Origin of the sequence: Candidatus Tisiphia endosymbiont of Piscicola geometra (assembly GCF_964026415.1) — a bacterium.
Classification (GTDB): Bacteria; Pseudomonadota; Alphaproteobacteria; order Rickettsiales; family Rickettsiaceae; genus Tisiphia.
The window spans coordinates 1,004,500-1,030,421 of sequence record NZ_OZ032144.1 but is presented as its reverse complement, the minus strand read 5'-3'; the positions used below and the strand labels follow the sequence as shown (position 1 = coordinate 1,030,421).

At 31.3% G+C, this 25,922-nt stretch carries 27 protein-coding genes, 3 tRNA genes and 2 pseudogenes; 10 read left to right on the top strand and 22 right to left on the bottom strand.

Annotated features, from left to right (window positions below; all coding sequences use genetic code 11):
* Positions 1-9 precede the first annotated feature (9 nt).
* From AAGD26_RS04870 to AAGD26_RS04855, 4 genes are all read right to left on the bottom strand, one after another.
* Positions 10-549, bottom strand: coding sequence for a demethoxyubiquinone hydroxylase family protein (locus AAGD26_RS04870; RefSeq protein WP_341751331.1), 540 nt, complete (start codon positions 547-549; stop codon positions 10-12).
* 291 nt (positions 550-840) lie between these two features.
* Positions 841-3,114, bottom strand: a complete 2,274-nt coding sequence (locus tag AAGD26_RS04865) for a tetratricopeptide repeat protein (protein WP_341751330.1) — start codon at positions 3,112-3,114, stop codon at positions 841-843.
* A gap of 148 nt (positions 3,115-3,262) precedes the next feature.
* Positions 3,263-5,512, bottom strand: a complete 2,250-nt coding sequence (locus AAGD26_RS04860; protein ID WP_341751329.1) for a tetratricopeptide repeat protein — start codon at positions 5,510-5,512, stop codon at positions 3,263-3,265.
* A gap of 251 nt (positions 5,513-5,763) precedes the next feature.
* Positions 5,764-5,979 (bottom strand): integrase core domain-containing protein, encoded by a 216-nt coding sequence (locus AAGD26_RS04855; RefSeq protein ID WP_341751328.1) that lies wholly within the window; start codon positions 5,977-5,979, stop codon positions 5,764-5,766.
* A gap of 461 nt (positions 5,980-6,440) precedes the next feature.
* Here AAGD26_RS04855 and AAGD26_RS04850 point away from each other — a divergent pair, with 461 nt between their 5' ends.
* The gene (locus AAGD26_RS04850) at positions 6,441-6,671 is read left to right on the top strand and encodes a hypothetical protein (protein WP_341751327.1); all 231 of its coding nucleotides are present in this window, start codon (positions 6,441-6,443) and stop codon (positions 6,669-6,671) included.
* A 66-nt stretch (positions 6,672-6,737) separates the two neighbouring features.
* Here the strand turns inward: AAGD26_RS04850 and AAGD26_RS04845 are convergent.
* From AAGD26_RS04845 to AAGD26_RS04835, 3 genes and pseudogenes are all read right to left on the bottom strand, one after another.
* Positions 6,738-7,390 (bottom strand): annotated as a pseudogene (locus AAGD26_RS04845) (IS5 family transposase); the annotation flags it as partial.
* Between the two features lie 45 nt (positions 7,391-7,435).
* Positions 7,436-8,320 carry a phosphatase PAP2 family protein gene (locus AAGD26_RS04840; RefSeq protein ID WP_341751326.1) on the bottom strand — a complete coding sequence of 295 codons (885 nt, stop codon included), beginning with the start codon at positions 8,318-8,320 and terminating at the stop codon, positions 7,436-7,438.
* Entirely contained in the window at positions 8,307-9,095 is a 789-nt protein-coding gene (locus AAGD26_RS04835) for a phosphatase PAP2 family protein (protein ID WP_341751325.1), read from the bottom strand. Before AAGD26_RS04835 ends, AAGD26_RS04840 begins: the two co-directional genes overlap by 14 nt.
* 368 nt (positions 9,096-9,463) lie before the next feature.
* Here AAGD26_RS04835 and AAGD26_RS04830 point away from each other — a divergent pair, with 368 nt between their 5' ends.
* The 4 genes from AAGD26_RS04830 (at position 9,464) to lpxC (ending at position 12,323) form a co-directional block, all read left to right on the top strand.
* Entirely contained in the window at positions 9,464-9,838 is a 375-nt protein-coding gene (locus tag AAGD26_RS04830) for a cupredoxin domain-containing protein (RefSeq protein WP_341751324.1), read from the top strand.
* Positions 9,839-9,854: 16 nt separating this feature from the next.
* On the top strand, positions 9,855-10,682 hold the full coding sequence (locus AAGD26_RS04825; RefSeq protein ID WP_341751323.1) for an FTR1 family protein: 828 nt from the start codon (positions 9,855-9,857) through the stop codon (positions 10,680-10,682).
* 8 nt (positions 10,683-10,690) lie between these two features.
* Positions 10,691-11,233, top strand: coding sequence for a septation protein A (locus tag AAGD26_RS04820; protein ID WP_341751322.1), 543 nt, complete (start codon positions 10,691-10,693; stop codon positions 11,231-11,233).
* A 229-nt stretch (positions 11,234-11,462) separates the two neighbouring features.
* Positions 11,463-12,323 carry a UDP-3-O-acyl-N-acetylglucosamine deacetylase gene (gene lpxC, locus AAGD26_RS04815; protein ID WP_341751321.1) on the top strand — a complete coding sequence of 287 codons (861 nt, stop codon included), beginning with the start codon at positions 11,463-11,465 and terminating at the stop codon, positions 12,321-12,323.
* A gap of 470 nt (positions 12,324-12,793) precedes the next feature.
* Here the strand turns inward: lpxC and AAGD26_RS04810 are convergent, their stop codons facing one another.
* Positions 12,794-14,077: an MFS transporter gene (locus AAGD26_RS04810; protein WP_341751320.1), complete on the bottom strand. Its 1,284-nt coding sequence runs from the start codon at positions 14,075-14,077 to the stop codon at positions 12,794-12,796.
* Positions 14,078-14,266: 189 nt separating this feature from the next.
* On the opposite strand from AAGD26_RS04810, the pseudogene AAGD26_RS04805 reads away from it, so the two are divergent.
* A pseudogene (locus AAGD26_RS04805) lies at positions 14,267-14,392 on the top strand (hypothetical protein); the annotation flags it as partial.
* A gap of 30 nt (positions 14,393-14,422) precedes the next feature.
* On the opposite strand, the gene AAGD26_RS04800 reads toward AAGD26_RS04805, so the two are convergent.
* From AAGD26_RS04800 to AAGD26_RS04775, 6 genes are all read right to left on the bottom strand, one after another.
* Positions 14,423-14,569 carry a hypothetical protein gene (locus tag AAGD26_RS04800; protein WP_341752353.1) on the bottom strand — a complete coding sequence of 49 codons (147 nt, stop codon included), beginning with the start codon at positions 14,567-14,569 and terminating at the stop codon, positions 14,423-14,425.
* Between the two features lie 111 nt (positions 14,570-14,680).
* Positions 14,681-14,757 (bottom strand) — tRNA-Arg (locus tag AAGD26_RS04795).
* A 57-nt stretch (positions 14,758-14,814) separates the two neighbouring features.
* Entirely contained in the window at positions 14,815-15,657 is an 843-nt protein-coding gene (locus tag AAGD26_RS04790) for a M23 family metallopeptidase (protein ID WP_341751319.1), read from the bottom strand.
* Positions 15,658-16,935, bottom strand: coding sequence for an APC family permease (locus tag AAGD26_RS04785; protein ID WP_341752318.1), 1,278 nt, complete (start codon positions 16,933-16,935; stop codon positions 15,658-15,660).
* A 329-nt stretch (positions 16,936-17,264) separates the two neighbouring features.
* Positions 17,265-17,339 (bottom strand) — tRNA-Glu (locus tag AAGD26_RS04780).
* Between the two features lie 411 nt (positions 17,340-17,750).
* The gene (locus AAGD26_RS04775; RefSeq protein ID WP_341751318.1) at positions 17,751-18,212 is read right to left on the bottom strand and encodes an outer membrane protein assembly factor BamE; all 462 of its coding nucleotides are present in this window, start codon (positions 18,210-18,212) and stop codon (positions 17,751-17,753) included.
* 108 nt (positions 18,213-18,320) lie between these two features.
* Here AAGD26_RS04775 and rpmF point away from each other — a divergent pair, with 108 nt between their 5' ends.
* The 4 genes from rpmF to AAGD26_RS04750 all read left to right on the top strand — a co-directional run bounded on the left by rpmF (position 18,321) and on the right by AAGD26_RS04750 (position 20,403).
* Positions 18,321-18,521, top strand: coding sequence for a 50S ribosomal protein L32 (gene rpmF / locus AAGD26_RS04770; protein ID WP_341751317.1), 201 nt, complete (start codon positions 18,321-18,323; stop codon positions 18,519-18,521).
* Between the two features lie 6 nt (positions 18,522-18,527).
* Positions 18,528-19,481 carry a beta-ketoacyl-ACP synthase III gene (locus tag AAGD26_RS04765; protein WP_341751316.1) on the top strand — a complete coding sequence of 318 codons (954 nt, stop codon included), beginning with the start codon at positions 18,528-18,530 and terminating at the stop codon, positions 19,479-19,481.
* Entirely contained in the window at positions 19,475-19,774 is a 300-nt protein-coding gene (locus tag AAGD26_RS04760; RefSeq protein ID WP_341751315.1) for an HU family DNA-binding protein, read from the top strand. Before AAGD26_RS04765 ends, AAGD26_RS04760 begins: the two co-directional genes overlap by 7 nt.
* Before the next feature lie 326 nt (positions 19,775-20,100).
* Positions 20,101-20,403 (top strand): MerR family transcriptional regulator, encoded by a 303-nt coding sequence (locus tag AAGD26_RS04750; RefSeq protein ID WP_341751314.1) that lies wholly within the window; start codon positions 20,101-20,103, stop codon positions 20,401-20,403.
* 417 nt (positions 20,404-20,820) lie between these two features.
* Here AAGD26_RS04750 and AAGD26_RS04745 read toward each other — a convergent pair whose 3' ends face one another.
* The 8 genes from AAGD26_RS04745 to AAGD26_RS04710 all read right to left on the bottom strand — a co-directional run bounded on the left by AAGD26_RS04745 (position 20,821) and on the right by AAGD26_RS04710 (position 25,922).
* A complete protein-coding gene (locus AAGD26_RS04745) occupies positions 20,821-20,979 on the bottom strand; it encodes a hypothetical protein (RefSeq protein WP_341747619.1) in 159 nt (52 codons plus the stop codon).
* Positions 20,980-21,226: 247 nt separating this feature from the next.
* Positions 21,227-22,975 (bottom strand): ABC transporter ATP-binding protein, encoded by a 1,749-nt coding sequence (locus tag AAGD26_RS04740; protein ID WP_410520639.1) that lies wholly within the window; start codon positions 22,973-22,975, stop codon positions 21,227-21,229.
* A 23-nt stretch (positions 22,976-22,998) separates the two neighbouring features.
* Positions 22,999-23,073: transfer RNA gene (locus tag AAGD26_RS04735), tRNA-Thr, on the bottom strand.
* Positions 23,074-23,271: 198 nt separating this feature from the next.
* Complete coding sequence (gene rpsP / locus AAGD26_RS04730) at positions 23,272-23,607, bottom strand: 30S ribosomal protein S16 (protein WP_341751312.1); 336 nt, start codon at positions 23,605-23,607, stop codon at positions 23,272-23,274.
* A 14-nt stretch (positions 23,608-23,621) separates the two neighbouring features.
* A complete protein-coding gene (rpmG, locus tag AAGD26_RS04725; protein ID WP_341747615.1) occupies positions 23,622-23,792 on the bottom strand; it encodes a 50S ribosomal protein L33 in 171 nt (56 codons plus the stop codon).
* Between the two features lie 130 nt (positions 23,793-23,922).
* Positions 23,923-24,213, bottom strand: a complete 291-nt coding sequence (locus AAGD26_RS04720; RefSeq protein ID WP_341751311.1) for a SemiSWEET family sugar transporter — start codon at positions 24,211-24,213, stop codon at positions 23,923-23,925.
* A 281-nt stretch (positions 24,214-24,494) separates the two neighbouring features.
* Positions 24,495-24,914 (bottom strand): RNA polymerase-binding protein DksA, encoded by a 420-nt coding sequence (gene dksA, locus AAGD26_RS04715; RefSeq protein ID WP_341747613.1) that lies wholly within the window; start codon positions 24,912-24,914, stop codon positions 24,495-24,497.
* 63 nt (positions 24,915-24,977) lie between these two features.
* A complete protein-coding gene (locus tag AAGD26_RS04710; RefSeq protein ID WP_341751310.1) occupies positions 24,978-25,922 on the bottom strand; it encodes a tyrosine recombinase XerC in 945 nt (314 codons plus the stop codon).

Genomic DNA, 25,922 nt, shown 5'->3' with positions numbered 1-25,922 from the left:
TTGAGTAACTTAAACTTTTTTACTCACATTAATAGCCATATTACACATTAATTTAATAACTTTATTAATTAAGGAAGCAAATACTACCTTACTACTACCTTGTACTAGAGCTATATCTTTATGTTCAATTTCCTCAGCCTGAAATTGTTTTATGCTATTTACTAATTCTTTCTCTAAATTATACAATTCGAGATAATCTATTTGTTTCTGATAATGTTGTTCAATCACTTCTTCTACACTTTGCGTTAGTAGCATGGCAGTTTCTGTTCCTATCAATATCGATCCACTACCAAGTACATAGCCAATAATATGCCAAAATGGTATCAAAATAGTTGGTCTAACATTATGTTGTAATAACAAGTTAGTAAAGTAGCTCAAATGTACTTCTTCTTGCTGCATCATATGTTTTATTGTAGAGGAATCTTCGTGGTTTTTGCAATAATTTAATTGCCCTTGATAAATTCGTTTAGCCCCATATTCTCCAGCATGATTTACTCTAATCATTTCTTTTATGATATTGTCTGAATTGGTGAAATCGGGTCTTGCCATATGCTGCCTTAGTATCTAAATAACGGATAATTTATTGCATTACGCGAATTCGGGTATTTTCTATCGGCATAAATCAACTAATCCATAAGGTTTATGCCCATATTATAGCATTTTCTTATGGATTCTCTATATTTTTTTACTTGATAAACATAGTGGATATTATATCTCTAGACTTTTGACGGAGCGACTATAAAAACAAGAAATGAGGATAAGGTTAGACGGTTTATTGAAGCAATATGGTACATAACATGTTCAGGATGCCAATGGCGGTTGTTGCTTTGTCAATACAACCTAGTTTTCTTTTACCCATATATCCATATCATATTGTTTACAATATTCAAACATAGATACAGTATTAGGGTGTTTTATCCCAAATTCCTTTACTTGCGGTTTACCAAAAAACTTATAACTAAATAAGTTTTTTGCTTTACATGCAGCTTTAGCTCCTTGAGTATATAAGTAACTAACTTGAGCTACATTCTTACGATTATCTCTATACAAATAATAATATATGCTATAAGCTTTATTATAGGATTTTATAGCTTCTTCTATATTATCTTGGGCAAATAGAATATCACCTTGCACTACATAACTAGCCGCTAAGTTGAGGTTTTCCGAATAATCTGCTCCTTTGTGATTCCTATGCTCATTGGCTAGGAATATGGAGATAGCCTGGTTAACATGTTCTGAGGCTTGGTCTAGATTTCCCAATCCTAACGCACTTCTTGCCATTTGACTATAAATACGACCAAATATTTCATGTTCCTCTTTTTTAGAAGATTTATACAAATTATATAATTGTTCAAGTTGAACATATGATTCTTGGCATTCTTTAAGATAATTCAATATTTCTGCTTTACGAAGGTAAGGATTTATAAGAGATATATCATTGGGACTTTTTCCATTTTTTATGGATATTTCTATAGCTTTATTAGTTTGCTCTAATGATTCACTATACTTACCTTGTATAAATAATAAGCTTGCCCTAGCGCTATATATGTAAGATATATCACTTTTGTCCATTAAACCTTCATTAAGCATTTGCTCCATAACTTGAATGTTTTCTTCTGCTTCTTGCCCCTGTCCTAATATAATATTATATGTTGCTAAACTAAAAAATACAGTCCATTTGAAAGATTCATAACCTTTAACATTATCTAATATTCCCTTCGCTCTTGTATAATAATTTATTGCCACCCTATTATTAGAACAAATTCTATGATACCAACCTATAACCTGTATATAACGTGCATATGCATATTTTTCATCATTATTCATCAACCATAATTTAAACTTGCCAGTACCATTTTGATCATTTCTATTGAACCAATTAACTAACTTTTCTGCATTAGGATAATCGAAACAATTAATAGTTCGTACCATTAGTTGCATATTCAGTTGCATAATTTTATATATATTAGTATTATATTTCTCAGCATTTCTACTAAGTATCTCAAAATTTTCATGCATAGTTTTCGTTTCCCTAAAAAGCTGGGCTTTTATCAAACTCTTTGGCACACATCCAACTAATTTAGTAATAATATCCTCTAAATAAGCTTTATTATCCTCACCACAATTAATCTCGGCTATTTTTTCAGCAATGACATCATGCATTTCAAAGACAGGGTTAGTATCATTGGGATCAATGTTAGATATTAAGGAAAATTTAGAGAGTTGGTAAATATCATCATCCAAGGTACTTTTATCGTCAGTAATATAACTTAGTAGTTCTTTCGAGAAACTTTGATTATTTATTAAGGCTATTTTATTTAGTAAATTTTTAGCACTTGGCTTTAATTCATTGATAGCTAATACAATATTCAATTTAATTTTATCTGTTGATACTTGGATTTCTTTCCTATATCCTTCTCTATCTAAACCCTGTACATTATTTAATAATTGTACACCTTGTACTATCAGGATAGGATAACCAGCAAATTCCTCGATCAAGAATTCTGCTGATTTTGGGTCACTATGTTCTAAAATATTGTTAGCAAGAGTACGGACGTCACCTTTTTCAAATGCAGTCATTTTAACTATGTTTGGTAATATTTCACTATCTTGGGAGCAAAATATAACATGCCCATTATGTTCCCAATCAACAAATTCTTGAATTTTTTTATTTTCACTTACCTTTAGATTATCAAATATCAGCAACCATTTATCTTGACTGGATAAATAGTTCATTACTTCTTTTCGTACTAATTTAATATCTTCTGATATTAAATTAGATTTAGAAGTAGCATTAATAGCTTTTGCTAGCTTTAGCAATTCTTGATTAATATCTAAATTACAGTCAATAAACCAAATAAGTTTATAATTATTTTGATTTTCATAAGAATACATTCTAGCAAGTTGTGTTTTTCCCATACCACTAGTACCTATAATACTTGCTTGTCGATATTTAATTAAATTATTTTTGAGCAAATTTAGTTGTTTAACATGATTAACAAAATAAGTAACTGGTGCAACAAAATTAGATATCCGGTTAGATGCTTGATCTTGGGCAAATGAATTAAGAGGTATTATTAATAATGTTATTAACAATATAAAATATTTATTCATTTTCTTTGCTAGTTAATGGTTTCAGAAAAGTTATATTATTATCTTATCTTTGGTTTGTTCATTCATATTCCTTCTTATCTCAATTTATTTAACTATATTACTTAACTATTGTCAACTATTGATTTTATAGCAAGTATCAGACCTAAATCTATTTTTCTTTAGCCCATAAATCCATATCATATTGTTTACAATACTCAAACATAGATACAGTATTAGGGTGCTTTATCCCAAATTCCTTGACTTGCGGTTTACCAAAAAATTTATAACTAAATAAGTTTTTTGCTTTACATGCAGCTTTAGCTCCTTGACTATATAAGTAACTAACTTGAGCTACATTCTTACGATTATCTCTATATAAATAATAATATATGGTATAGGCCTTATTATAGGATTCTATTGCTGCTTTTATATTATCTTGGGCAAATAGAATATCACCTTGTACTACGTAGCTTATTGCTAGCTCTGGAACTTCCAAAAAATCCGCATCTTTAGAAGTCATACGCTCACAGGCTAAAAATATAGAGATAGTCTGGTTAATATGCTCTAAAGCTTGGTCTAGCATACCTAATCCTAACTCACTTCTTGCCATTATACGATAGATTTCACCAAGTATTTCAGGCGTTTTGCAATGTTCACATAAATTATATAATCTCTTAGCTTGCTCATATGCTTTTTGATATTCTTCAAGATAATTTAATATTTCTACTTTAAGTATATAAGGAGGTATAAGCAATAGATCGTCAGGACTTATCCCATTTTTAATACATGTTTCTATAGTTTTATTAATTTCATCTAATGATTCAGTTTTCTCTTGTATAAATAATAACTGTGCTTTAATAAAATGTATATGTGCTAGGTCGCTTTGATCTATTAAACCATCATTGAGCATTTGTTCTATCATTAGAACGTTTTTCTCAGCTTCTTGCACCTCTCCAAATACAATATTACACCTTGCTAAACTATAAAATAAAGTCCATTTGTCAGATTCATAACCTTTGATATTCTCAAATATTTCTTGTGCTCTTATAAAATACTTCATTGCTATTCTATAATTAGAATAACTCCTATAGTAATTACCTATTGTTTGTATATACTTTAAATATACATATTTCTCTTTATTATTCATTAACCATAACTTAAATTTTCCTTCCTGATCAACTTTATTAAACCAGTTAATCTTCTTTTCTGTAATAGAAGCATTAAGAGAATTGTTATATTGGCTCATTATTTGATAATTAAGTTCCATAATTTTATATATATTTGCATTATATTTTTCTGAATTTCTTAAAATTATTTCAAGATTTTCTGGCATAGTTTTAGCATTTCTAAAAATATGAGCTTTTACTGTAGTCTGTGGTATATAATTCATTAATTTGCTAACAATATCCTCTAAATAAGCTTTATTATTTCTGCTACCATTAATCTCAGCTATTTTCTGAGCAATAACATCGTGCATTTCAAAAATAGGATTAGTGCTATTAGGAACAATGTTAGATATTAAGGTAAATTTAGATAATTGATAAATATCATCGTCAAGAGTATTTTGATTATCAGTGATAATTTTTAAAAGTTCTTTTGAAAAACTTTGATTATTTATCATAGCTATTTTATTTAATAAATTTCTTGCACTTGGCTTTAATTCATTGATAGCTAATATAATGTTCGATTTAATTCTATCTGATGATTGTTGGATTTTGTTCTTATATCCTTCGCTATCTAAACCTTGTATATTATTTAATAATTGTGCACCTTGTACTATCATGATAGGATAACCAGCAAATTCCTCGATCAAGAATTCTGCTGATTTTGGGTCACTATGTTCTAAAATATTGTTAGCAAGAGTACGGACGTCACCTTTTTCAAATGCAGTCATTTTAACTATGTTTGGTAATATTTCACTATCTTGGGAGCAAAATATAACATGCCCATTATGTTCCCAATCAACAAATTCTTGAACTTTTTTATTTTCACTTACCTTTAGATTATCAAATATCAGCAACCATTTTTCTTGACTCGATAAATAGCTCATTACTTCTTTTCGTATTGATTTAATATCTTCTGATATTAAATTAGATTTAGTAGTACTATTAATCACTTTTGCTAGTTTTAGTAATTCTTGATTAATATCCAAATTACAATCAATAAACCAAATAAGTTTATAATCATTTTGATTTTCATAAGAGTACATCCTAACAAGTTGGGTTTTCCCCATGCCACTGATTCCTATAATACTCGCTTGTCTATGTTTAATTAAATTATTTTTGAGCAAATTTAGTTGTTTAACATGATCAACAAAATAAGTAACTGGTGTAATAAAATTAGATATATATCTTTGTTGTTGAGCAAATGAATTATTAGGCACGATTAACATTATTAATAATATAAAATATTTATTCATTTTCTTATTTCTTTATATTATGCTCTGTGAACAAAAAATTTAACTTTATATAAGGAGAAGTGGTAGTCTTCGGTTATCAAAGCCAAAAGTACTACTAGAGTTAAGTATTACATAGATTCGAATGCATGGGAACAAATTCTAGAGTTTTAAAGACAAATAAAAGGAATACATACTGAGATGTGGTCGCCATTGTTTAGACAAAAATTTAGCAATTTAGAGATATAATTCCCATGAAATTATTATTGTCACTATTATGCAACTTTTTGTTTATAGTACATCGAGCTAGGAGTCTTATACCCCAATGCTTGGTGCATTCTTTCTTGGTTATAAAAATCGATATATTCCTTAATAGCTACTTTTACATTCTTTACAATTGTTAAAATTATTCGACAAATTTTTTCCTGTTTCAACGAACACCAAAATCGCTCAATAAATACGTTGTCCAAAGCTCTACCTTTGCCATCCATACTTATTTGAACCTGAATTCGATGTAACAAGTTACATCGAATTCAGTGTTATATATAGAAACAATCAGGTTTGAAGCGGCTGCCACCTGATTGTTAAAATATAATACTCCATTCAATATGTGATTTTAATAATTAAAATCACATATTGAATGATGAAAAAAGTTAAAATGTACTTGCGTCAGCCGCTTCAAGAGTATATTTTTCCTTATAACAAGCTAATTAGATATAAGAATTATTAATTCTTATATCTAATTCATACAATAAAAAAACCATGATAAATATAACATGATCAGTTATATATAGTGGTAGGATGGGTAAACTGTATTCGAATTGAAGCTTTGAATTTTAAAGACTTCATACCTCAGCAAAGACCCATCCTGTTTTGGATAAAGACTACGAACGGATGTCATAAGATTTAAACCTTGCATATCCTATTATTAATATAAATCATGAGGCTCTATATGACAACAACTTATATTGGTGTAGACGTTAGTAAAAAAACTTTAAATATCTATCTACCAGCTACCAACAAGGCTTTTGAAGTTACCAATGATCAACATGGCTTTACTACTATGCTTAGCACTATTAATAAATACTATCCTGCCTTATCTGAGTTAATTGTTGTCTTTGAACCTACTGGTGGATATGAACATAATTTAAGAGAATTTTTAACAATAGACCTTATATCTTAAGAATGTGTTATAAGTAATTAAAGAGGGTACTTATTATCTTAGAGACTATTTTAGTCAAGGTCTATTTTTAGTTAAAGAATTTTTCTTGCTTTTTTTCTTTGGTAATTCAGAATTATTGCGAATTTTTTGTATACCTTGATATCCTGTATCAGTAATCGCTTTAACCTTAGGATGGATAAGAATTTTGGATTCCTTAAATAATCTAAAGTCATGTTTCTTACCGTTAGAAAAATCTGTACATATTACTTGGTGTGTTTTCTTGTCCACCACTATTTGAGTTTTTAGTGTATGCCTTTTCTTCTTTCCTGAATAATAGAATTTTTGTTTTTTTTAGGTCTTTCTATTGGAGTCTCAGTAGCATCAATCAAGACTACTTCATAATTCATATCACTCTTCATTAGAGCTTTACGACCTGGAAGAGCAAAGTTTGGGTGTTTAACTAGGGTGTCTTCTACCCATTTAACAGCTTTATATGCTGAACTTTCACTAATCCCATAGTTCTGGCCTATATGGAAATAAGTACGGTATTCTCTAAGATATTCTAAGGTCATAAGCAACTGTTCCTCCAAATTGAGCTTATTTTTACGCCCTCCTTTTGATTTCTTAAGACCATCAGCTTGCCTCAAAATATCCACCATCTTTGAGAATGTTCCCTTCCTTACTCCTGTTAATCGACGAAATTTTTCATCCTCTAACTCTTTAATATGTTCGAATTTCATTATTACTTCAAATCAGATATTTATAACACCATTCTACATCATTGTCTAGTTTCGAAAGAAGTCTAATATATCAATTTTATTAGACCTAGTGATCTTAGAGATAGTACTAGGAATTAATACAAAAATTCCAAAAACAAGAAAACTATATTTTAATATAATACTACAATAGAAAATAAAAATGTTTATTTTTACAGTAGGTATGAATTTTGCTATGCCAATTAAAATGGCTAGGGATATTAGAGCGGTTGGAATACTAATTTTGTGCTGTAGACCAACTGCCTGATTTGCTATCCATCGTAAGGATAGCCCAAAGCCAATGAGAGCTCCTATTGCCATCGGTATCATAGGTGGCCATGGTAAAGATTGAGACACTATGGTGTATAGTGGAATTATTATAGCAAGTAAAAACCAAAATTTTTTGCAACTATGTTGAAACACTTCTACAAGCAATGCTCTTTCTAAATATGTTTTCCATATATGTAAAACACAAAATCCAAATATCAAACCACCAATTACATCATATATACTATGAACACCAAGATATACTCTTGAAAGACCAATACCAATTATTGGCAGTAAGCATAAATACTTGAAAGGACTATTTTTAAGACTTAAAAAGATTGCTAGCCAAAAAGTGGTTGCCACTTGAACATCACCACTAGGAAAGCCAAAAGGATCATACACAGATATTAAATGTAAAGATATGTCAGGACGCGATATTTTAAATAAATTCTTTAACAAGCAATTAAGTAAAGTACAAAAAGGTATTAAAAATCCTAATGATCTAAATAATAATGCCGATGGATTTAACCAATATCCTAAAGCAGTAATGGTAATATAAAAGTAATCACTAGCAAAAAATGGAAATAACTTAAATATGGTTGTTAGAAAATCTGTTCTTATTTCTACAATCCAACTAGAATCTATCATGGAAAGAATGCTTATAATGATTAATATAGTTTGCAATAAAAACTGATGCTGGGATACAAAATCCGATTATAGCCCATTGTATTTGCCTGATAGCTAATGGTAAAGAGGAGATATAACCAATTGTAAAAAGCATTTTGACTATAAAGAGCATGAAAAAACACAGTATTGTTGCTGATATTTTGCTTCGTAGATTTATAATTGTTATTTTTTTTGTAAAAATGTTTTCAGAAAATATTACTCCAATAAGAGCGTAATATGCCATATATAGATGTTCTTCTACCTTATGTATAGATGCAATGTACAACATCAAAAATGTAGTAAAAGTCAATAAAATTGCTGGCAATATTTGCTTTTTTGTGCTTGCAAGAAATGTATAAAAGGCTATTAATAAAGAACCAAAAAATATGGCTCCTAGAATATCAAAATAATTATGATAGCCAAAATAGACTAAACTCACTCCTATTCCAAATAGCAAGCCAGTTATAAGAATTTTACATATACGGCTTTGTGTTTTTGTCATCAGCCAACCATACAAAACAACTGAAGACTGCATATGACCACTTGGAAAAGCAAAGCCTTGTTTACCAATATGAGTGGATAGTGGTACTTGAAATGTAATTTTTAGAGCAAAATTAAATAACATACTTATTAATATTAAACATATTGCATTAAAAAACACTTTTTGCTCTAACCAAATATAGCCTAGTATCAGTAATGGGATAATGACTATATCATGACTAAAACTTAAAAAAATCTTAGCAACATTGTCTAACATAAAAAATTGTAGAAGATTTGAACTTATAGACACTATTATTTACTTGGTTGTCAATTAATCTTCACCCATTGTACAGATACTATGTATACAAGATTTTATCATTTTATCAATAGCTAATTCTAGAATCTTGTTCAGTTTAATCATTAATTGGTTAGAGGAGAAACAAAGTATTGTTATAAAAAATATTTGATTCTTGATGACTTAGTGGAAATCTAATATATTGTATAATATAGGGAGGGTGCTTATGAATTTATCCAAAAAAATAAAGAACCATAAAAAACAAAAAAACTACACTCTGTTATATGTGCTTGTAGCTATGATTGTATTGGTGTATTTTGTAACTTTAATAAAACTTTCAAGTTAAAACTATGGGAAAAAAAACTATCCTTCAATTTTTTGGAGGTATTATTCTAGTGGTGGGTGTAATAATTTTTGCAATTAATCATAAAAGCACATCTAAGAATGATGTAGATACTAATATAGTAGAAATTGTAACGGTTATAAAGAATCATAGATTTGAGCCAAATATTATTAGAGTAGAAAGTGGTAAGAAGATTCGTTTTACTATCCACAACCAAGATAGTACAGTAGAAGAGTTTGAGAGTCATGATCTGCACCGCGAAAAGATTATTATGCCAAATGACTCTATAAATATCATCCTTGCCCCTTTAGCCCCGGGTAAATATGATTTTTTTGGAGACTTTCATCAAGAGACAGCACAAGGGGCTCTCATTGTTAATTAAATTTATTTAGGTTTAGATGTTTAAAATAGCATTAGTGGTATTCAGGGAATGCCTAGAAATAGCTTTGTTGCTTGGTGTAATACTTGCTGTGACAAAACAATTAGAAAAATCTAGAATTTATATAATTGCTGGAGTCATGCTTGGTACAGTTTCTGCTGCGTTATTCGCTTTCTTTACTCGTAGTATAACCGTAGCATTTAGTGGTCTAGGTGATGAGATATTTAACTCTGGAGTTATTTTGTTAACAGTTGCATTAATTGGTTGGACTATAGTATGGATGCAAGGTTATGGTATTAAGATAAAACAAAATCTTAATGATTTGTCTGTAAAAATTAGTAGCGGTGATAGTAGTTATATAATGCTAGTACTGATTGTTGCGGCAACTATTCTTCGAGAAGGAATGGAAATTATTATATTAGTTTATAGTATTTCTTCAGTCGAAATTATTGACAGTAATAGCTATCTATTAGGATTAATTATTGGTATAGTCAGTGGTCTAACTTTGGGTGTCATTATCTATTTAGGTTTAATAAAAATAGTAAACCAACAATATATATTTCGTATATCTTCCATTTTATTAATGCTTGTTGCTAGTGGTTTTGCAGCAGAAGCTGCTGGTATATTGAGTTCTTCAGGGATTATTACTATTTTATCCGACCAGCTTTGGGATAGCTCTTGGCTCATTTCTGACAGAAGTATCTATGGTAAATTCCTAAAAATGATTACTGGATATATTGCTAGACCTAACGGATTACAAGTTGTTTTTTATGTTTGCACTCTAGGTTTAATTAATATCTTAATACAAATAAAAATCAGACACACAAAAGTAGTAACAGAGAAATAAAACTATTTATGATTAATTTTTTATCAGAAGTTGCTCCGCTTATAGCTTTTTTTATTGGCTATTTTTATGGCGGTAGTATACAAAGTGCGACGTTATATATACTTATTACTTCAATTATTTGTATTAGTCTGTGTTATCTTATAGAAGGCAAAGTTTCCAAATCCTCCTTAGTATCTTCTGGAGTGTTGTTAGTCTCAGCTAGTATAGTTTTGATTAGTGGTAACTCTATGTATATCAAAATCAAACCAACTATTCTATATGTAATTTTTAGTAGTACATTTTTTATCAGTGCCATAAGAAATAAGGCTTTTTTGAAATATATGTTTAATCATTTTGTCCAACTTGAAGATAAGAACTGGAATATTTTAAGCTATAGATCTGCTGGTTTTTTACTGTTTATGGCAGTGTTAAATGAAATAATATGGCGTAATTTTGCAGAATCTACATGGGTTATATTTAAAATATTTGGAGCAATACCTATAACGATCATTTTCTTTTTACTACAACTACCTTTTATACTGAAGAACAGACTTCCAGATTCAACAGAGTAAGGTATACTCTTCTGTTCCTACGAATTGTTTTTTGAAAATATCATGGATTCGTATGCTCACGTACAACTAGTCACACTACTACCATGATTTTAATTCTATCGTCTATCAACTCTTCATTTACGAGCAGTATATAGATTGGTGAAATATTTTGTAACATAATGTAACTTGCATGTAATTGTTTAAGGCATTAAAATAAGTTGAATTTCTAAAATGTTAGCAAAATTAACCAATGCAAGTATCAATACTAAACCCAGTAAGTTGTTATGGTGTAGGCGTTCATTCCGGTAACATTACTCAGATGACTTTAAGACCAGCTGTAGAAAATACCGGTATTGTTTTTGTCAGAACTGATGTAAGGCAAGAGATAAATTTTATTCAAGCTAGTTGTTTAAATGTTTCAGAAACTTCTTTATCTACTACCATAAAAAATGAACATAATATTTATGTTTCAACTATAGAACATTTAATGGCAGCTCTTTGGGGATGTGGAATCGATAATTTAATAATTGAAATCGATGGTCCTGAAATCCCGATAATGGATGGTAGCAGTAAACCATTCGTCTTTATGATAGAATGTGCTGGTAGACAATTACAAAATGCTCCAAAGAAATACCTAAAAATCTTAAAAGAAATTAGGGCAATTCACAGAGATTGCGAGTTAGTAGCTAACCCTGCTCATAGCATGACAGTTGATATGACAATAGATTTTGCTAGCAAAGCTATTGGCAAGCAAAATTTAGTCTTCTCAGAGAATGAGTCTTTCAAGAATAACATTGCTGATGCTAGAACTTTTGGATTTATCCATGAACTTGAATATTTAAAAAGCAAGGGCTTAGCACGTGGTGCATCTCTCGATAACGCTATAGGTATAGATCAAGATATTATAATAAACCACGATGGACTTAGATATAAAGATGAATTTGTACGGCACAAACTTCTCGATCTGTTCGGAGATTTATATACTACAGGAGGTCATCTAATAGCTGACATCACGGGTTATAAAACTAGTCATGCTCTGAATAACCAATTCTTACGACAAGTGTTTAGTGATCGCAGCTCCTATCAATGGGTTAGTGCTAGAGAAATTTAGGTTATTTTTTACCCAAAAACTTGAAAATTGGTTTACCAACTCTTCAAGTTTTTGCAGTATATACTGCTCGTAAATGAAGAGTTGGTAGACGAAGGTCAACTTCAAGAAGAGCTAGGAGTGTCAAAGTCGAGCAGCGGAGCGTACATTAGTACGTGAGCAGCTTCGATCTTTAGACACGACAACGCCAATTCTTGAAGTTCACCGAGTATAAATTTAAAGAGGGGATATTTATACGCCTTATGTGCAGCTATCGTTAACTCTAGTATCGGTATTATGTCAATTCGGGATAAGGTCATAATTTAGTGCTATAATAGGCCTCTTTTTTAACTAGCTATGGTAGAGGGATTGTGACCACAAAATTACCTCTCGAAACTAGTATTCAGATAATAAGAGGTTTATATGAGAAAAATAGTAGAAACGCTTAACACGTTACAAGATACCCGATATCTTAGAAAAATCATGCGTAAGGTCTATGGATTAATAAAACCAGCTTGCTTCTCTAACTTTTCAAAGTGATAGATGCCAAAAGCAAACCCTAGGGGTATTGGGATCATGAGAAATAATAACCCATAATTACCAAAATATTCTATTAGATATACAAGACCAAAAGAAGCAATAATATAGATTAAAGTACGCGATAAAGCGAAAGACAAACTAACGTAAGTACATCGTCTAAAAATAGGAATATGCCGGAAAAAAATTGTATCCGCTGGCATGGTACAGATACCAAATAGCCCCGTCATTAATTGGATTAGAAATATGACAATTGGGGTTTTATAATGGTCTAGTAAATAAGGACAACTAACAATAAAAATACAAAATATCGCTAGTCTTACCTTAAGAATTATTAATGGGTATATTTTATAACTTAAATATGCATAAATTAAAGAGCTAACTAAAGATAGCATTACAAGAAGAAAATTATGATGAATTACTGCCTCCGGCGAATAACCACAAGAGTTTTTTAAAATGCTACTACAATGGATATAAGCAAAATAGAAGCATATAGGCCATCCACACTGTATCACGAAGTAAGCTAACATTGTTGTCATGTTAAATTTTGTCGGCCCAATAGAATTATCCACTACTGATTTTTGTCTTAGAAATTTTGGTGTTTCTTTCAGCATCGTCCTAGCCATTGTCCCAACAATAGCTATTGTTGCACCTGCCCAAAAAGCTAGACGCCAACTAATTCCAAATGACGTACTAAAAGATGCTAAACCAAGTGCAAATATTCCTCCTATGATAGTACAAACTGAAACTAACGCTACAATTGGATATTGGATAGGTGGTTTGGTCATTTCAGTCAGATATAGTTCAACACCTATTATCTCTCCTACGGAAGATATACCTTGAAGAATCCGACATATTATAATTATCCAAGTAGAGACAATACCTATTTGATCATAAACAGGTAAATTAGCTATAGTAATACATGAAATAGCCATTATAAACGTTGTTATAATGATTGTTGCTTTATAACCAACATTATCTCCTATATAACCAAAAATCAAAGCACCAACAGGTCTAAATATATAGGTCAAACAAAAAGTTAAAGCAGCGAGGAGTGAAGCAGCGTGGGGGTCAGTCTTAGGAAAAAATAGATCATTTAACAGAATTGCTAAATGAATATACAGCATCAGATCAAAATACTCTAAAAATGTACCTATTAAAAGTAAACCTGTAGTATATTTTTGCTCTGTTGTTAGATGAGTTTGAGTAAGTGTTACCTTTGATTGAATAATTTTATCCATAGTTATACCCTTTACATACTAATTTTTAGTATATCTTAACATTATTAATATTTAAGTTAAAATGAATTTCTTACTAATAGTATGTTAATAATAACAAATGTGTGTTATAAAAGTAATTAGATAAAAAAAATAGAACTATGCACGTAATAGAAAAGAATATTAAGCTGCTTTGATATAGCTAATTACTTCTTGGTTTTAGTAGATAGAGAAGCTGGAGATACTATAACTCAACTAAAATTGCAGAAGTTAATTTATTTTGCACAAGGGGTAAGCCTTGCTTTATTAGATAGACCTTTGTTTAATGAAGAAATTGAAGCGTGGAAACAGGAGGCTGTAGTTAGGGTATTACAGAAAATATTTGATAATTTTAAATATGTAAACATGTTGTACAATTTCAGGACGAATAACTTTGCCTTTATTATCTCTTGTAAATGCAGGAGGAGTAATTTTGTCTATAGCCTCTTTAGTAAAAGTAAATGAATTGTTTTGCATATATACTACCTAAATAAATTACAGTTATTAAATTAAATTGTTAAACTAAATCTAATTGTTCTAAAATATTAGAAAAAAATATGGAAATGTAGGGAATTTACTACATTTATTTGGTGAAGCCGAGGGGATTCGAACCTCCGACCTAGCGATTAGGAATCGCTCGCTCTATACTGCTGAGCTACGGCTTCTTTTTTACTGTTTTTGAAGATTAATCATTAGACAAGAGGTCTATTATAGCAAAATTTTCAACAGTTACAAGCGTGTGACACAAAATCAAAAGGATTGACATGTTTATTATTAAGCCAAATCTCAAAATGTAAATGTTCCCCCGTACTATTGCCACTATTCCCTTGAAGCCCAATCATTTGACCTTTTATAACCATATCTCCTTCTTTTACATGTATTTTTCTCAAGTGAGCATATTTGGTGATAAATTTATTTGAATGTTTTATTTCTATCAAATTTCCATAAGCACGTTCTCGCCTTACGGTAGTAATTATTCCATCAGCAGAGGCATAAATAGGAGATTTACTATAGCCTTTTAAGTCTGTCCCACAGTGGAATTTCTTTTGTTTTTTCCTAGGGTGTTTGCGTATGCCATAATGACTGGTAACCTTCACTTTATATTGTGGTAACATTATAGGAATAGTAGCAGTTAGCTTGTCTAATTGTGCTAGCTCATTAATATTATGGGAACTATTTTTATTACTAGCTTTTTGAACAAATCGTAATTCTTCTTGGGATAAGAACTTATACTTACAATTTAATTTTAGTAGCAGGTTCTTAATCTTGGTTGACCTGATCATTGCTTGGTTATTAATATTCTCAGCACAGCTGGCTTTAAATTTTTGTAAAAAAACCTTATTATATTGGCTATTATTAATAATAAGACCAAAATCTTTTGCATAGATGCAGTTATTTTTACTTAGTGCTGCTAAATTATATTGTATAATTAAAGTGCCGTGATTTAGTTTATGATCTTTTTGTAATTGCTGAGTAGTAATAGTCAAAAGCGTCTTGTTGGTAGATGAGGAGCTACATCCTTGTAATAATAGTGTAGTTAACAACAATATACAAAATTTAAGCATTTATTGCCTTTTATACCAAAGAAAATAAACCGGTACTCCGCTTAATATAAATGAGATAGCTGGTATTATGACCTTTAATGGTGTCTCACAAATAATCCATAGGCAAAAAGCAATTGATCCGAAAGCAATTAACCATTTATATAGTGAAGATTCTTCTAACTTTGCTAGCAGTAATTTTAAAAAAGCTACACTACAGGCTAGATATACAAATAAAAAAGAGAGAACTGAAAAACTAATTATTGCGGTAACTTGTTCTGACAAATCTTCATTTGTTGTACTAATCAATAATAATAATATTCCAATGCAACTTACAAACAAACTCCAAATTGGAGCTCCATTTTTATTTTTCTTAGCAAAAAAAGATGGCATTAAACCGTCTTGTGCTAATCCTAAAGCAATTTGTCCGCTGATTAATACCCAAGCATTTAACGTTCCAATGCAAATAATTGAAGCAAGCAAAGAAATAAGTAGATGCCACTGACCGCTAAAAATTATTTGAGTAGCATCTACATAAGGGGCGTTAGAATGTATCAAATCTTCTCGTGGAATTAAACCAATTATTCCAATACTATTAATAAGGTATAAAATAGCCACACAGAGTGTACCCATTACTATTGCTCTTGGTATTGTTTTTGATGGGTTAATTACTGAACCAGCTTGAGCAGTTGCTGACTCTACACCAATAAATCCCCAAAATGTCAGTAACGTTACTTCACCAAGAATTTGAGAAAAAGTTAAATTAGTTATTCTCTTATCCATAACAAAATTATTACTATCAAACTGATATAATGCTACAACTGGTATTATTATTAATGGAATAAATTTTAACATTGCTAGTATAAATTCAGCACGCCCCGCTACTCCTATACCTTTAAAATTTAGTAACATAACAGCAAATAACAATAATATTTGCAGAATTAAGCATATAAAACTATTATGCACACCAATTAAAGGTGTTAAATATGTAACAGCTGAAATAACTACTACAGCTGTACTAACCCATGAAATAATCCAATAAGTCCAGCCAGTGAAGAATGCTACATCATTGCCAAATGCCTGCTTTAAATAAACATGAGGTCCACCTGTTTGTGGAAATCGTGCACAAAGTATACCAAATAAAAGTGCTATTATTATGGCACCACAGGAAGATACTATCCATCCAACTAAACTAAAAATACCAAATGGGGCTAAACCTGCTGGTAATATCAAAATAGCAGTGCCAAGTTGGCTACCAATAACTAAACCCAAAACTGACCAAAAACCAAGCTTTTGTGACATGTAATCTTGTGACATATAATCCTTAAGATGTAGTAATCATAAACTTTACATAAAAAAATAAAAACTTGAAAACTGATTTATCAATTTTCAAGTTTTTGCAAGCAATATATTACATTCGACAATTATATTGTTGTTTCTTACGACCGCATATAGCTTTGCCGGCGTAGATCATGAGTAGGTCATTCCTAGCTAAAAGCGGGAATCCAAAAAATAGCCTGCAAAGGCTATTAGATATTATAGATTTCCGCCATTGCTAAGAATGGCATACTAGTGATCCACGTTGACAAAGTCTACGCAAGGATGACATCATTTTTACCACATAAAGATACTGGTGACCCCTACGGGACTCGAACCCGTGTTTTCACCGTGAAAGGGTAACGTCCTAACCACTAGACGAAGGGGCCATAAACTCTTTGGTATAGCTAACCAAAGAAGGTTTTAGCCATAGCAATGGTGATAGCCTTAATGTCATTCCCACATAGGTAGCGGAATCTAAAAAAATAGTCTAAAAGACTATTAGATATTAGACTTACTGCATAAGTCAATCTAGTTGGTGATTTTGTCGTCGAAACTCGCCTCCGCTCCTCACGTACGTCTGTGTACGCTGCGGTGCTCGGCTTCGTTTCTCCTAAAAATCCCTCAACTATCTTTGATTTATGCAGCAAGTCTATTACAGATCCCGCTACCTTCGCAGGGATAACATATTTTTAACTAAGATATCAACATGCAACTAAAACATTCTCAGATTATCTAATATTCTCAGAATCAGAGCGTTCTAGTTTATACAGTATCTATGAAATATTGCAAGTATGATTTTATCGTTTCTTCTTATTTTTTCCGTCGGTAGTTTTATTAAACCTACCAATATTTTTTACAAACTTTTGTAGTCCATTTAATTCTGTACCATAAGTTTTAGTATATTCTTTAATTAACATTATATCTTCTTTATGCGAGTCATTAAGTACTAAAACTTCTTCAATTATATCATTTTTATTAAAAGTAATTCTTACTATTCTTTGTTCAATCACTTTTGGTTTAAACCATGCTCTCCTAGCTAAAGAACGTTGAATATAATACCAAGTATTCGGTGTATAGTCAGGTACAATTGTTGGTGTGCCAATTAAATCTTTTACCTCGGACTTACTAAGCCTCCTCTCCTCAAGCGTAGGTAATAAATTATCATCCACATACTGCCCTCTTGATTCTATAGTTTGACAACTACATAATGTAAAGAATATTGATGAAACAAGAAAAGTCCGAATTATAAAAAATTTCATAAAATTTATGTTTGAAATACCTAGATTTTGCAATGGAAATATAATATACTGCTTCATCGATTTGACAAACACTTTTTCACAAATTAAGTATAATTTTTAAGAGGCTATATGGCAGTTCCAAAGAAGAAAACATCAAAATCAAGACGTAATATGAGACGCTCTCATCTTGCACTTGGTAAGATTAATGTAGTAGTAGATTCTCAAACAGGAGAATATAAACTTCCTCATCATATATCTTTAGCTGATGGCACATATAATGGTCGTCAAGTTATTGTGAAGAAAGAAGAAAAAGATGAAGAAGTAGCATAAACCAGTATGGCTTGTAAAATTCTTGGGTGTGGTGCATATTTGCCGGAACGTATTGTTAACAATGCAGAATTATCGTTATCGGTTGATACCAACGATGAATGGATTCGCTCAAGGACGGGTATATTACAAAGGCACATTGCCGGGAACGATGAATATACGTCACATTTAGCTCTTAAAGCCAGTCAGAATGCTCTAGATGATGCTGGATTAAAGGCATCATCTATAGATTTAATAATTACCTGCAGCACCACTCCAGATAATAGTTTTCCTTCTATAGCTTCTAAGTTACAAGGTTATCTTGGGCTTAATAATGTACCTTCATTTGATCTCCAAGCAGTATGTTCGGGTTTTGTATATGGTTTACATGTTGCTGACTCTTTGATTGAATCTAGAAAATATAAAACAATATTACTGGTTGGTGCTGAAAAAATGTCGTCTCTACTAGATTGGAGCGATAGAACTACTTGCGTCTTATTCGGTGATGGTGCTGGTACTGTAATTCTGCAATATAGTGAGGATAGTTCTGGTATAATAGATAGTAATATTTACTCGGATGGTCGTTATTTTGATATTCTTTACACTGATGGTGGTGTAAGTACAGATGGCAAAAGCGGTAAAATAAAAATGAAAGGACGGGAAGTTTTTAGGCATGCAGTAGAAAAAATGAGCAAATCAGCTGAAGACATATTACATAATAATAATTTTACCATAGATGATGTTAATTATTTTATTCCACATCAGGCAAATATAAGGATTATAGATGCAGTTATAGAGCGACTAAAAATTAATCCAAGTAAAGTAGTAAAAACGGTTGCACAGCATGCTAATTGTTCTGCTGCTTCAATCCCTTTGGCTCTTGCTTCTCTTAAATCTTATGCTAATATCAAAAAAGGTGATATACTCCTTTTTACAGCTATCGGTGCTGGAATAACTTGGGGATCGGTTTTAATCAGATGGTAACAACTAAGACTATTACTAGAGAGAAAATTGCTCACATATTAAAATCTAAGCTAGGGCTATCAAGTATTATATGCGAGGAAATAGTCGAGCAAATATTTAAGAATATTCAGCAAATGGCAAGCAATCAAAGATTAACGTTAGCAGGTTTTGGAAGCTTTTGTACTAGCACAAAAAAACCTAGGCCTGGCATAAATTTTCATACAAAAGAGATAGTGATAATTCCAAAAAAAGAGGTAATGCGTTTTATACCAGCTAAAAAGTTAAAATTATTAATTAATTCACCTTACGTATAGCATTTAAAAATTGCATAAAAGTACAAGACGTTATTAGAAGACCATGTGAGTGTAGTGGCAATCCACATTCATTAGACTTCTTTCGAAACTCTACTTCTGCTGGTGATTTGGACAATGATGCGGTACTGGAATCCGTAACGGAATTAGAGTACGCTGCGGTTCGAGGTGAAGCGTCTCCTTCACACCCTTGCGCACAAGCGAATTTCGAAAGAGGTCTATTAGAGCTTCGTCGCCACAAAGTGCCTTCTCGCAATGACGCCAAGCTATTTTTCCTATGACTTTTAAATTGCCAGCAACAGTAGAATTATGCAAGAGGTCTATTAAAAATGCAGAATAAGAAATATTACTCCATTAGTGAAGTAACAAAACTTCTAAATATTCACTCTCACCAGCTAAGATATCTAGAGCGGCTACTACCAAATCTAACTATACATAAGATACGTAACAGACGATATTATACAAGACAAGATATTGAATATTTGAAAACTTATATGACAACCAAGAATATACCAATAGAATCGCAGCCTATTATCTCAAAGCTATCCCATAATCAAATAAATAAAATTGATTGCCTGATCAAAAATTTTTATGACTTATCGTTGACTATCCAGCGAATTATTTCTAGATAAAAATTAATAATTCTTACATAGAATTGCACTTAAATAGGAACATTCTGTATGAATTGCCAAAGAAAAGCCTTGAAAAGACTGAATACATCCCAATTCGGGATAAGAATTAACTAATTCTTATCCCGAATTGGCTTTAATATAAGGAAAAATGCATTCTTAAAGCGGTTTTGCAAATGCATTTTAAACCTTTCTAAAGCTAAAAACATGATTTTAAAAGATTAAAATCATGTTTTTAGCAAAATATTAATTTAACAATCAGATGCAGAGCCGTCTCAAATCTGATTGTTTCGATAATTTCACCGAATTTGGGATAAGAATTGACAAATTCTTATCCCGAATTCGCGTAATACGATTAATAATCATATTACAAAAAAGCTGGCATAGAAAAACTCCACACCAGCTTTAGAAAACAGGGATTTATTTTTTCACTTCTTCTTTCTTCGGGTCTTTCTTGTTCATGTTGTTTTCATCCACGTTCACTTCGTCTTGCTGCGGATCTTTTTTCTCAGGAGTCGCTGCAGCAAAAGCAGAAATAGAGAAAGCTAAAGTTAGAAGAATAGTTAATAAATTTTTCATAATAAACCTCATTTTTTTGTATTGGTGATTCTAGCTTAAACTGTATAATATTCAAGTCAAAATAGGTAGAATTACCCTTTATTATAAAAATATATTATTAATGTAATAACTCTGTGTCATTTTGGTTAACATATTTATTCTAAACCTCAATTTCTGATTAATGAAATTAATCCAAAACTGGAATGAGAATGTAAACAATCAGGCTTAAATCGGGTTGACGCCTAGCGATAATAGATTAAAATGCATTTTACAAGTTTATTGACTGTTCTGTGCAAATTATTTTATAAATTTCACATTTCTCAAGCAGTTTAGCGTGAGTATCCCTTGCAATTAACCGTCCATGATCAATTACCAAAATTTCGTCAGCCTTCTCTATACTTGAAATACGATGAGCGATAGATAATATAGTTTTGTCTTTCATTATTTTTTGTAATCTATCTAGTAATTTTTGTTCACTCTCGCTATCTAAAGCACTCATTGCTTCATCTAGAAGTAAAATTTCTGGGTTATATAGAATTGCCCTACTAATAGCTATTCGTTGTTTCTGTCCTCCAGATAATTTAATGCCCTTCTCACCAATTTCGGTATCTAGTCCTTCTTGAAGATTTTGAGCAAAATCCATTATTCCGGTATAATTAGCTGCTTTTATTATTTCTTCTTCACTAGCATCTGGTTTAGCAAAAACGATATTTGACCTAATCGTACCAGAGAAAATACTTGAATCCTGTGGGACATAGGCAATCATACGCCTTATCTGCTGGTCATTAGTCTCTGATATATCTTGCTTGGCAATTCTAATAATTCCTTTTTTAGGAAAATAAAATTTTAACATTAACTGCATCATGGTACTTTTACCAGCACCTGATCTGCCAACTATACCAATAAATTTACCTCTATCTATTTTAAATGACAGATCATCTATAACTAAACTATCTAATCTTGATGGATATATAAAGCTTACATTTTCAAACTCTATAATCCTAGAAGTCTTATTATCTTGATAATCACATATTTGGATATTGGTGTGTTGATTATTTTTGGAAGAATAATCTATAAGAGCAAAAACCCTTTCTGAAGCTATAAGAGATGAATGTACCTCACTTAGAAGCTCAAAAATACCCCCGCTGCTCATACCGGCGATTATAGCGTAATAAATAAATGATATCATCTGACCTGATGATAAATCGCCATGTACTATATCTCTGCTACCTACCCATATAACTATAGTGATAGAGAATAGTATAACTGAAATAGCTATCGCGAAAAATATAGAACGGATTTTTAAGCGATCTGCCGTATACTTTAAATAATCAGAAATTTTCCTATTGAAATCAGCTATTTTATTTGCCTGCTGATTAAAAGCTTGTATCGTGCAAATATTTGATACAGTTTCTTCTAAATTAGCTGCAATATTGGCTTGCGACTTGAGAGCATTCTTTGATAAATTTCTTACATATTTGCCAAATTTCATTAGTGGTAACAATAATAATGGTATAATGGTAATGACAATCACAGCGAGTTTAGGGCTCTGAAAGAACATCAATATAATTCCACCAATTAGCATTATTGAGTTACGAACAAAGAAAGAGAGAAAATTGATAATCAACTTGGAGATAAGTTCTATATCTATAGTCAGGCGGGAGATGATATCACCAATTTTTAGCTCTTCAAAACAAGCAATATCAAAATTAATTATATTACTGTAAGCTTCTTGCCTAATTGTACTCACAATTTTTTCAGCAATATTATTAATGAAATAAGAACGGAAAAAACTACCTATACTAAAAATTACTATTAAAATAGTAATATATAATATCGATTGATCAATTGACTGCAGATAATGTGTATTTAAACCATTATCAATTAACTGTCTAAAACTACTACCTATTGCTAGCAACGAAATTGACACACATAATAAGGCCAACATAACAATTGCTAGATCTAATTTATAGAGCTTTAAGTAACTAATAAATCTATAAGGAATTGTCTTATGTATTGTAAACATAATTATTAAATAGCTGGTGCCGGATGTCGGATTTGAACTGACGACCTACCGCTTACAAGGCGGTTGCTCTACCACTGAGCTAATCCGGCAAATAAGAAAAAGCTCTAAAGTCAAGCACCTATTAAGGTTGTTGTCATCTTCGCGCAAGCTGAAATCCAAAAAACAGCCTACAAAGGTTATTAGATATTATGGATTCCCGCCTACACGAAAATGACATCGATTTGGGTGTTTTAGATTCCTGCCGCAGCTCGAATGACATCCCCCCTCACGGGGTATTTTTATCCACCTTAAGCTTTTTTTGACTCTTTCTTAGGAGGTTTTATTTTACGATTCTTAATTTTAACTTCCATTTTCTTTTTGATTGATGCCGGAAGTAATATACCGGCTTCCTCAATAAACCTAGCAACACGATCTGTAGGCTGAGCCCCCGTACTTAACCAATATTCTATACGATCAGATTTTAGAACCACACGATTTACATCACCTCTGACAAGCATTGGGTCATAAGTACCTACTTTCTCCAGAAAATCACCATCCCTAGGAGCTGTTGCATTAGCTACAACTACTCTATAATGAGGACGCTTCTTTGCTCCACCTCTTGCCAAACGAATTTTTGTTGCCATATACCTCTATTTCACTATTTAATCTTTTCTTCTTTAAAAGGAACATGCTTCCTGACTACAGGATCATATTTCTTAAATGATAACTTCTCAGTTTGAGTTTTAGGGTTGCGTTTCTTTACCAAAAAATACCCTGTACCAGCTGTACTAACAAGTCTTACCAAAACATTCTTATTTTTTTTAGCCACAACTATCAGACCTTTTTGTATTATTTATAAAATAAACTGTTGGTCATAATAAAGTAAGCTGGAAAATAGTCAAGAGTAAAATAACGGTTGTTCAACTGTTTATCGTCCTTAATTTATCCCAAGACCGAGTTCAAGAAGCATAAAGCAATATACCAATCACCACCATTATCATTCCTACTAATCCAACTATTTGAGCAACAATGATTGTAATGTTATGGTGGATTATACCATAAATTAACCAACTCAAAGTAACAATAATTATCACAAGAAAACCATCAAGAGATAAATCATCTGCACTCTTAGTAGTAAAAATTTTATAGGCCTGAGTATAAAACAAATATTGTCCCATTGTACCAGCAAGTATCATATACCTATCAAAAAAAATAATTAGTTTATTTTTTGTTTTCTCTGTACATGCCATATATGCACCTATTTAACTATTAGAACCTAAATAACCTCAGTTTTGGATTAAAATTTTTAATTTTAATCCAAAACTAGCTAAAATATCAGAAAAATGCATTCTTGAAACGCTTCTACGAATGCATTTTAATCTATTATCGCTAATAATCTTATTTTTATTGGTATAAAAATAAGATTATTAGCAAATGAAATATTTAACAATCAGGCGTCAAACCGCTTTAAGCCTGATTGTTTACTTTCTCATTCCAATTTCGGATTAATGAAATTAATCCGAAATTGAGGTTAAATATCTATATGCTGTTTCTCATAACTCTCATGTCGCTCTTGTGCTTCAATACACAAAGTTGCAACTGGTCTTGCCTCTAGACGTTTTAAGCCAATTGGCTCTCCAGTTTCTTCACAATAACCATATTCATTTTTTTCTATCCTTACCAAAGCTTCTTCGATTTTATCAAGAAGCTTACGATACCTATCTCTTGTCCTAAGTTCAATTGCTGTATCCGTTTCAATTGACGCACGATCATTTAAATCCGGCTCATTCCAATTTTCTTCCTTGAGATGGGTTAAGGTTTCTCGTGATTCCTCTAGTAAAGAACTTTTCCACTCAAGGAGTTTTTGTCTAAAATATTCTAACTGTTGAGGATTCATATATTCTTCATCATTGGAAGGTTTATACCCTTTTAGTAAGATAATTTTAGACATACAGGCTTCTCATATTCAAACATGGGATAATATAACCTATAATTAAAAAGCATGGCAAGAAGATTATAATACTTCCCCTTTAGATTTTGATATTGGGTGAGCATTATTATAAATATTTTCCAAATGTTTTAGACTAATTTTAGTATAACGCTGGGTAGTTGACAAACTTTTATGCCCAAGTAATTCCTGAATAGACCTTAACTCTGCTCCATTCTCAAGTAAGTGCGTGGCAAAACTATGTCTAAAGGAATGAGCTGATAAATGTTCTGATAATCCATAGAAGCGACGTAATTTTATCAGTTCACGATTAAATACTGGAGCTTGTAATTTTTTACCCATTTTACCTCGAAATATCGGATCTTTTTCATCTATACTATAAGGTAATTTACTTAAATATTGTTCTATTAAATTTCTAGCAACTGGTGTCCATGGTATTATCCGTTCTTTTTTACCCTTCCCTGTTATTTTTATAAAATCTAAGTTTTGTAAATGAGATGTAGTCATAGATAATGCTTCGGATATTCTAAGCCCAGCAGCATAAATAAGCACTAAAAGGGCTTTATTTCTTAACTCCACCCATTCTAAATCAGCGAAATCATCAATATGTTCAATGGATAATTGAGCATCTGACTGCGATAAAGATTTCGGTAATATTTTAGCTTTCCTAGGATTTTTGACGGAGAAAATTGCATGGCAAGTGATATTAGCAGTCTTCTCTAGATATTTATAAAAATTCTTTATAGCAGACAAACTTCTAGAGTTAGAAGCTGTTAGGTAATTATCTTGTTGCCTTTTAGAAAGCCAGCTCCGTACTAATCTTATGTCAACTTGCCTTATAGAACTAATGGTTATGATTTCAGAATTATAGTGAGTCATAAAATTCAGAAAATGTTCTAAATCATTCTTATAAGAAATTATGGTATGTTCTGAACAATTTTTTTGTAATTTCAGATATTTTTGCCATTTATCTATTAGCTCTAATACTTCTTGTGTTTTTTTCTGAATCAT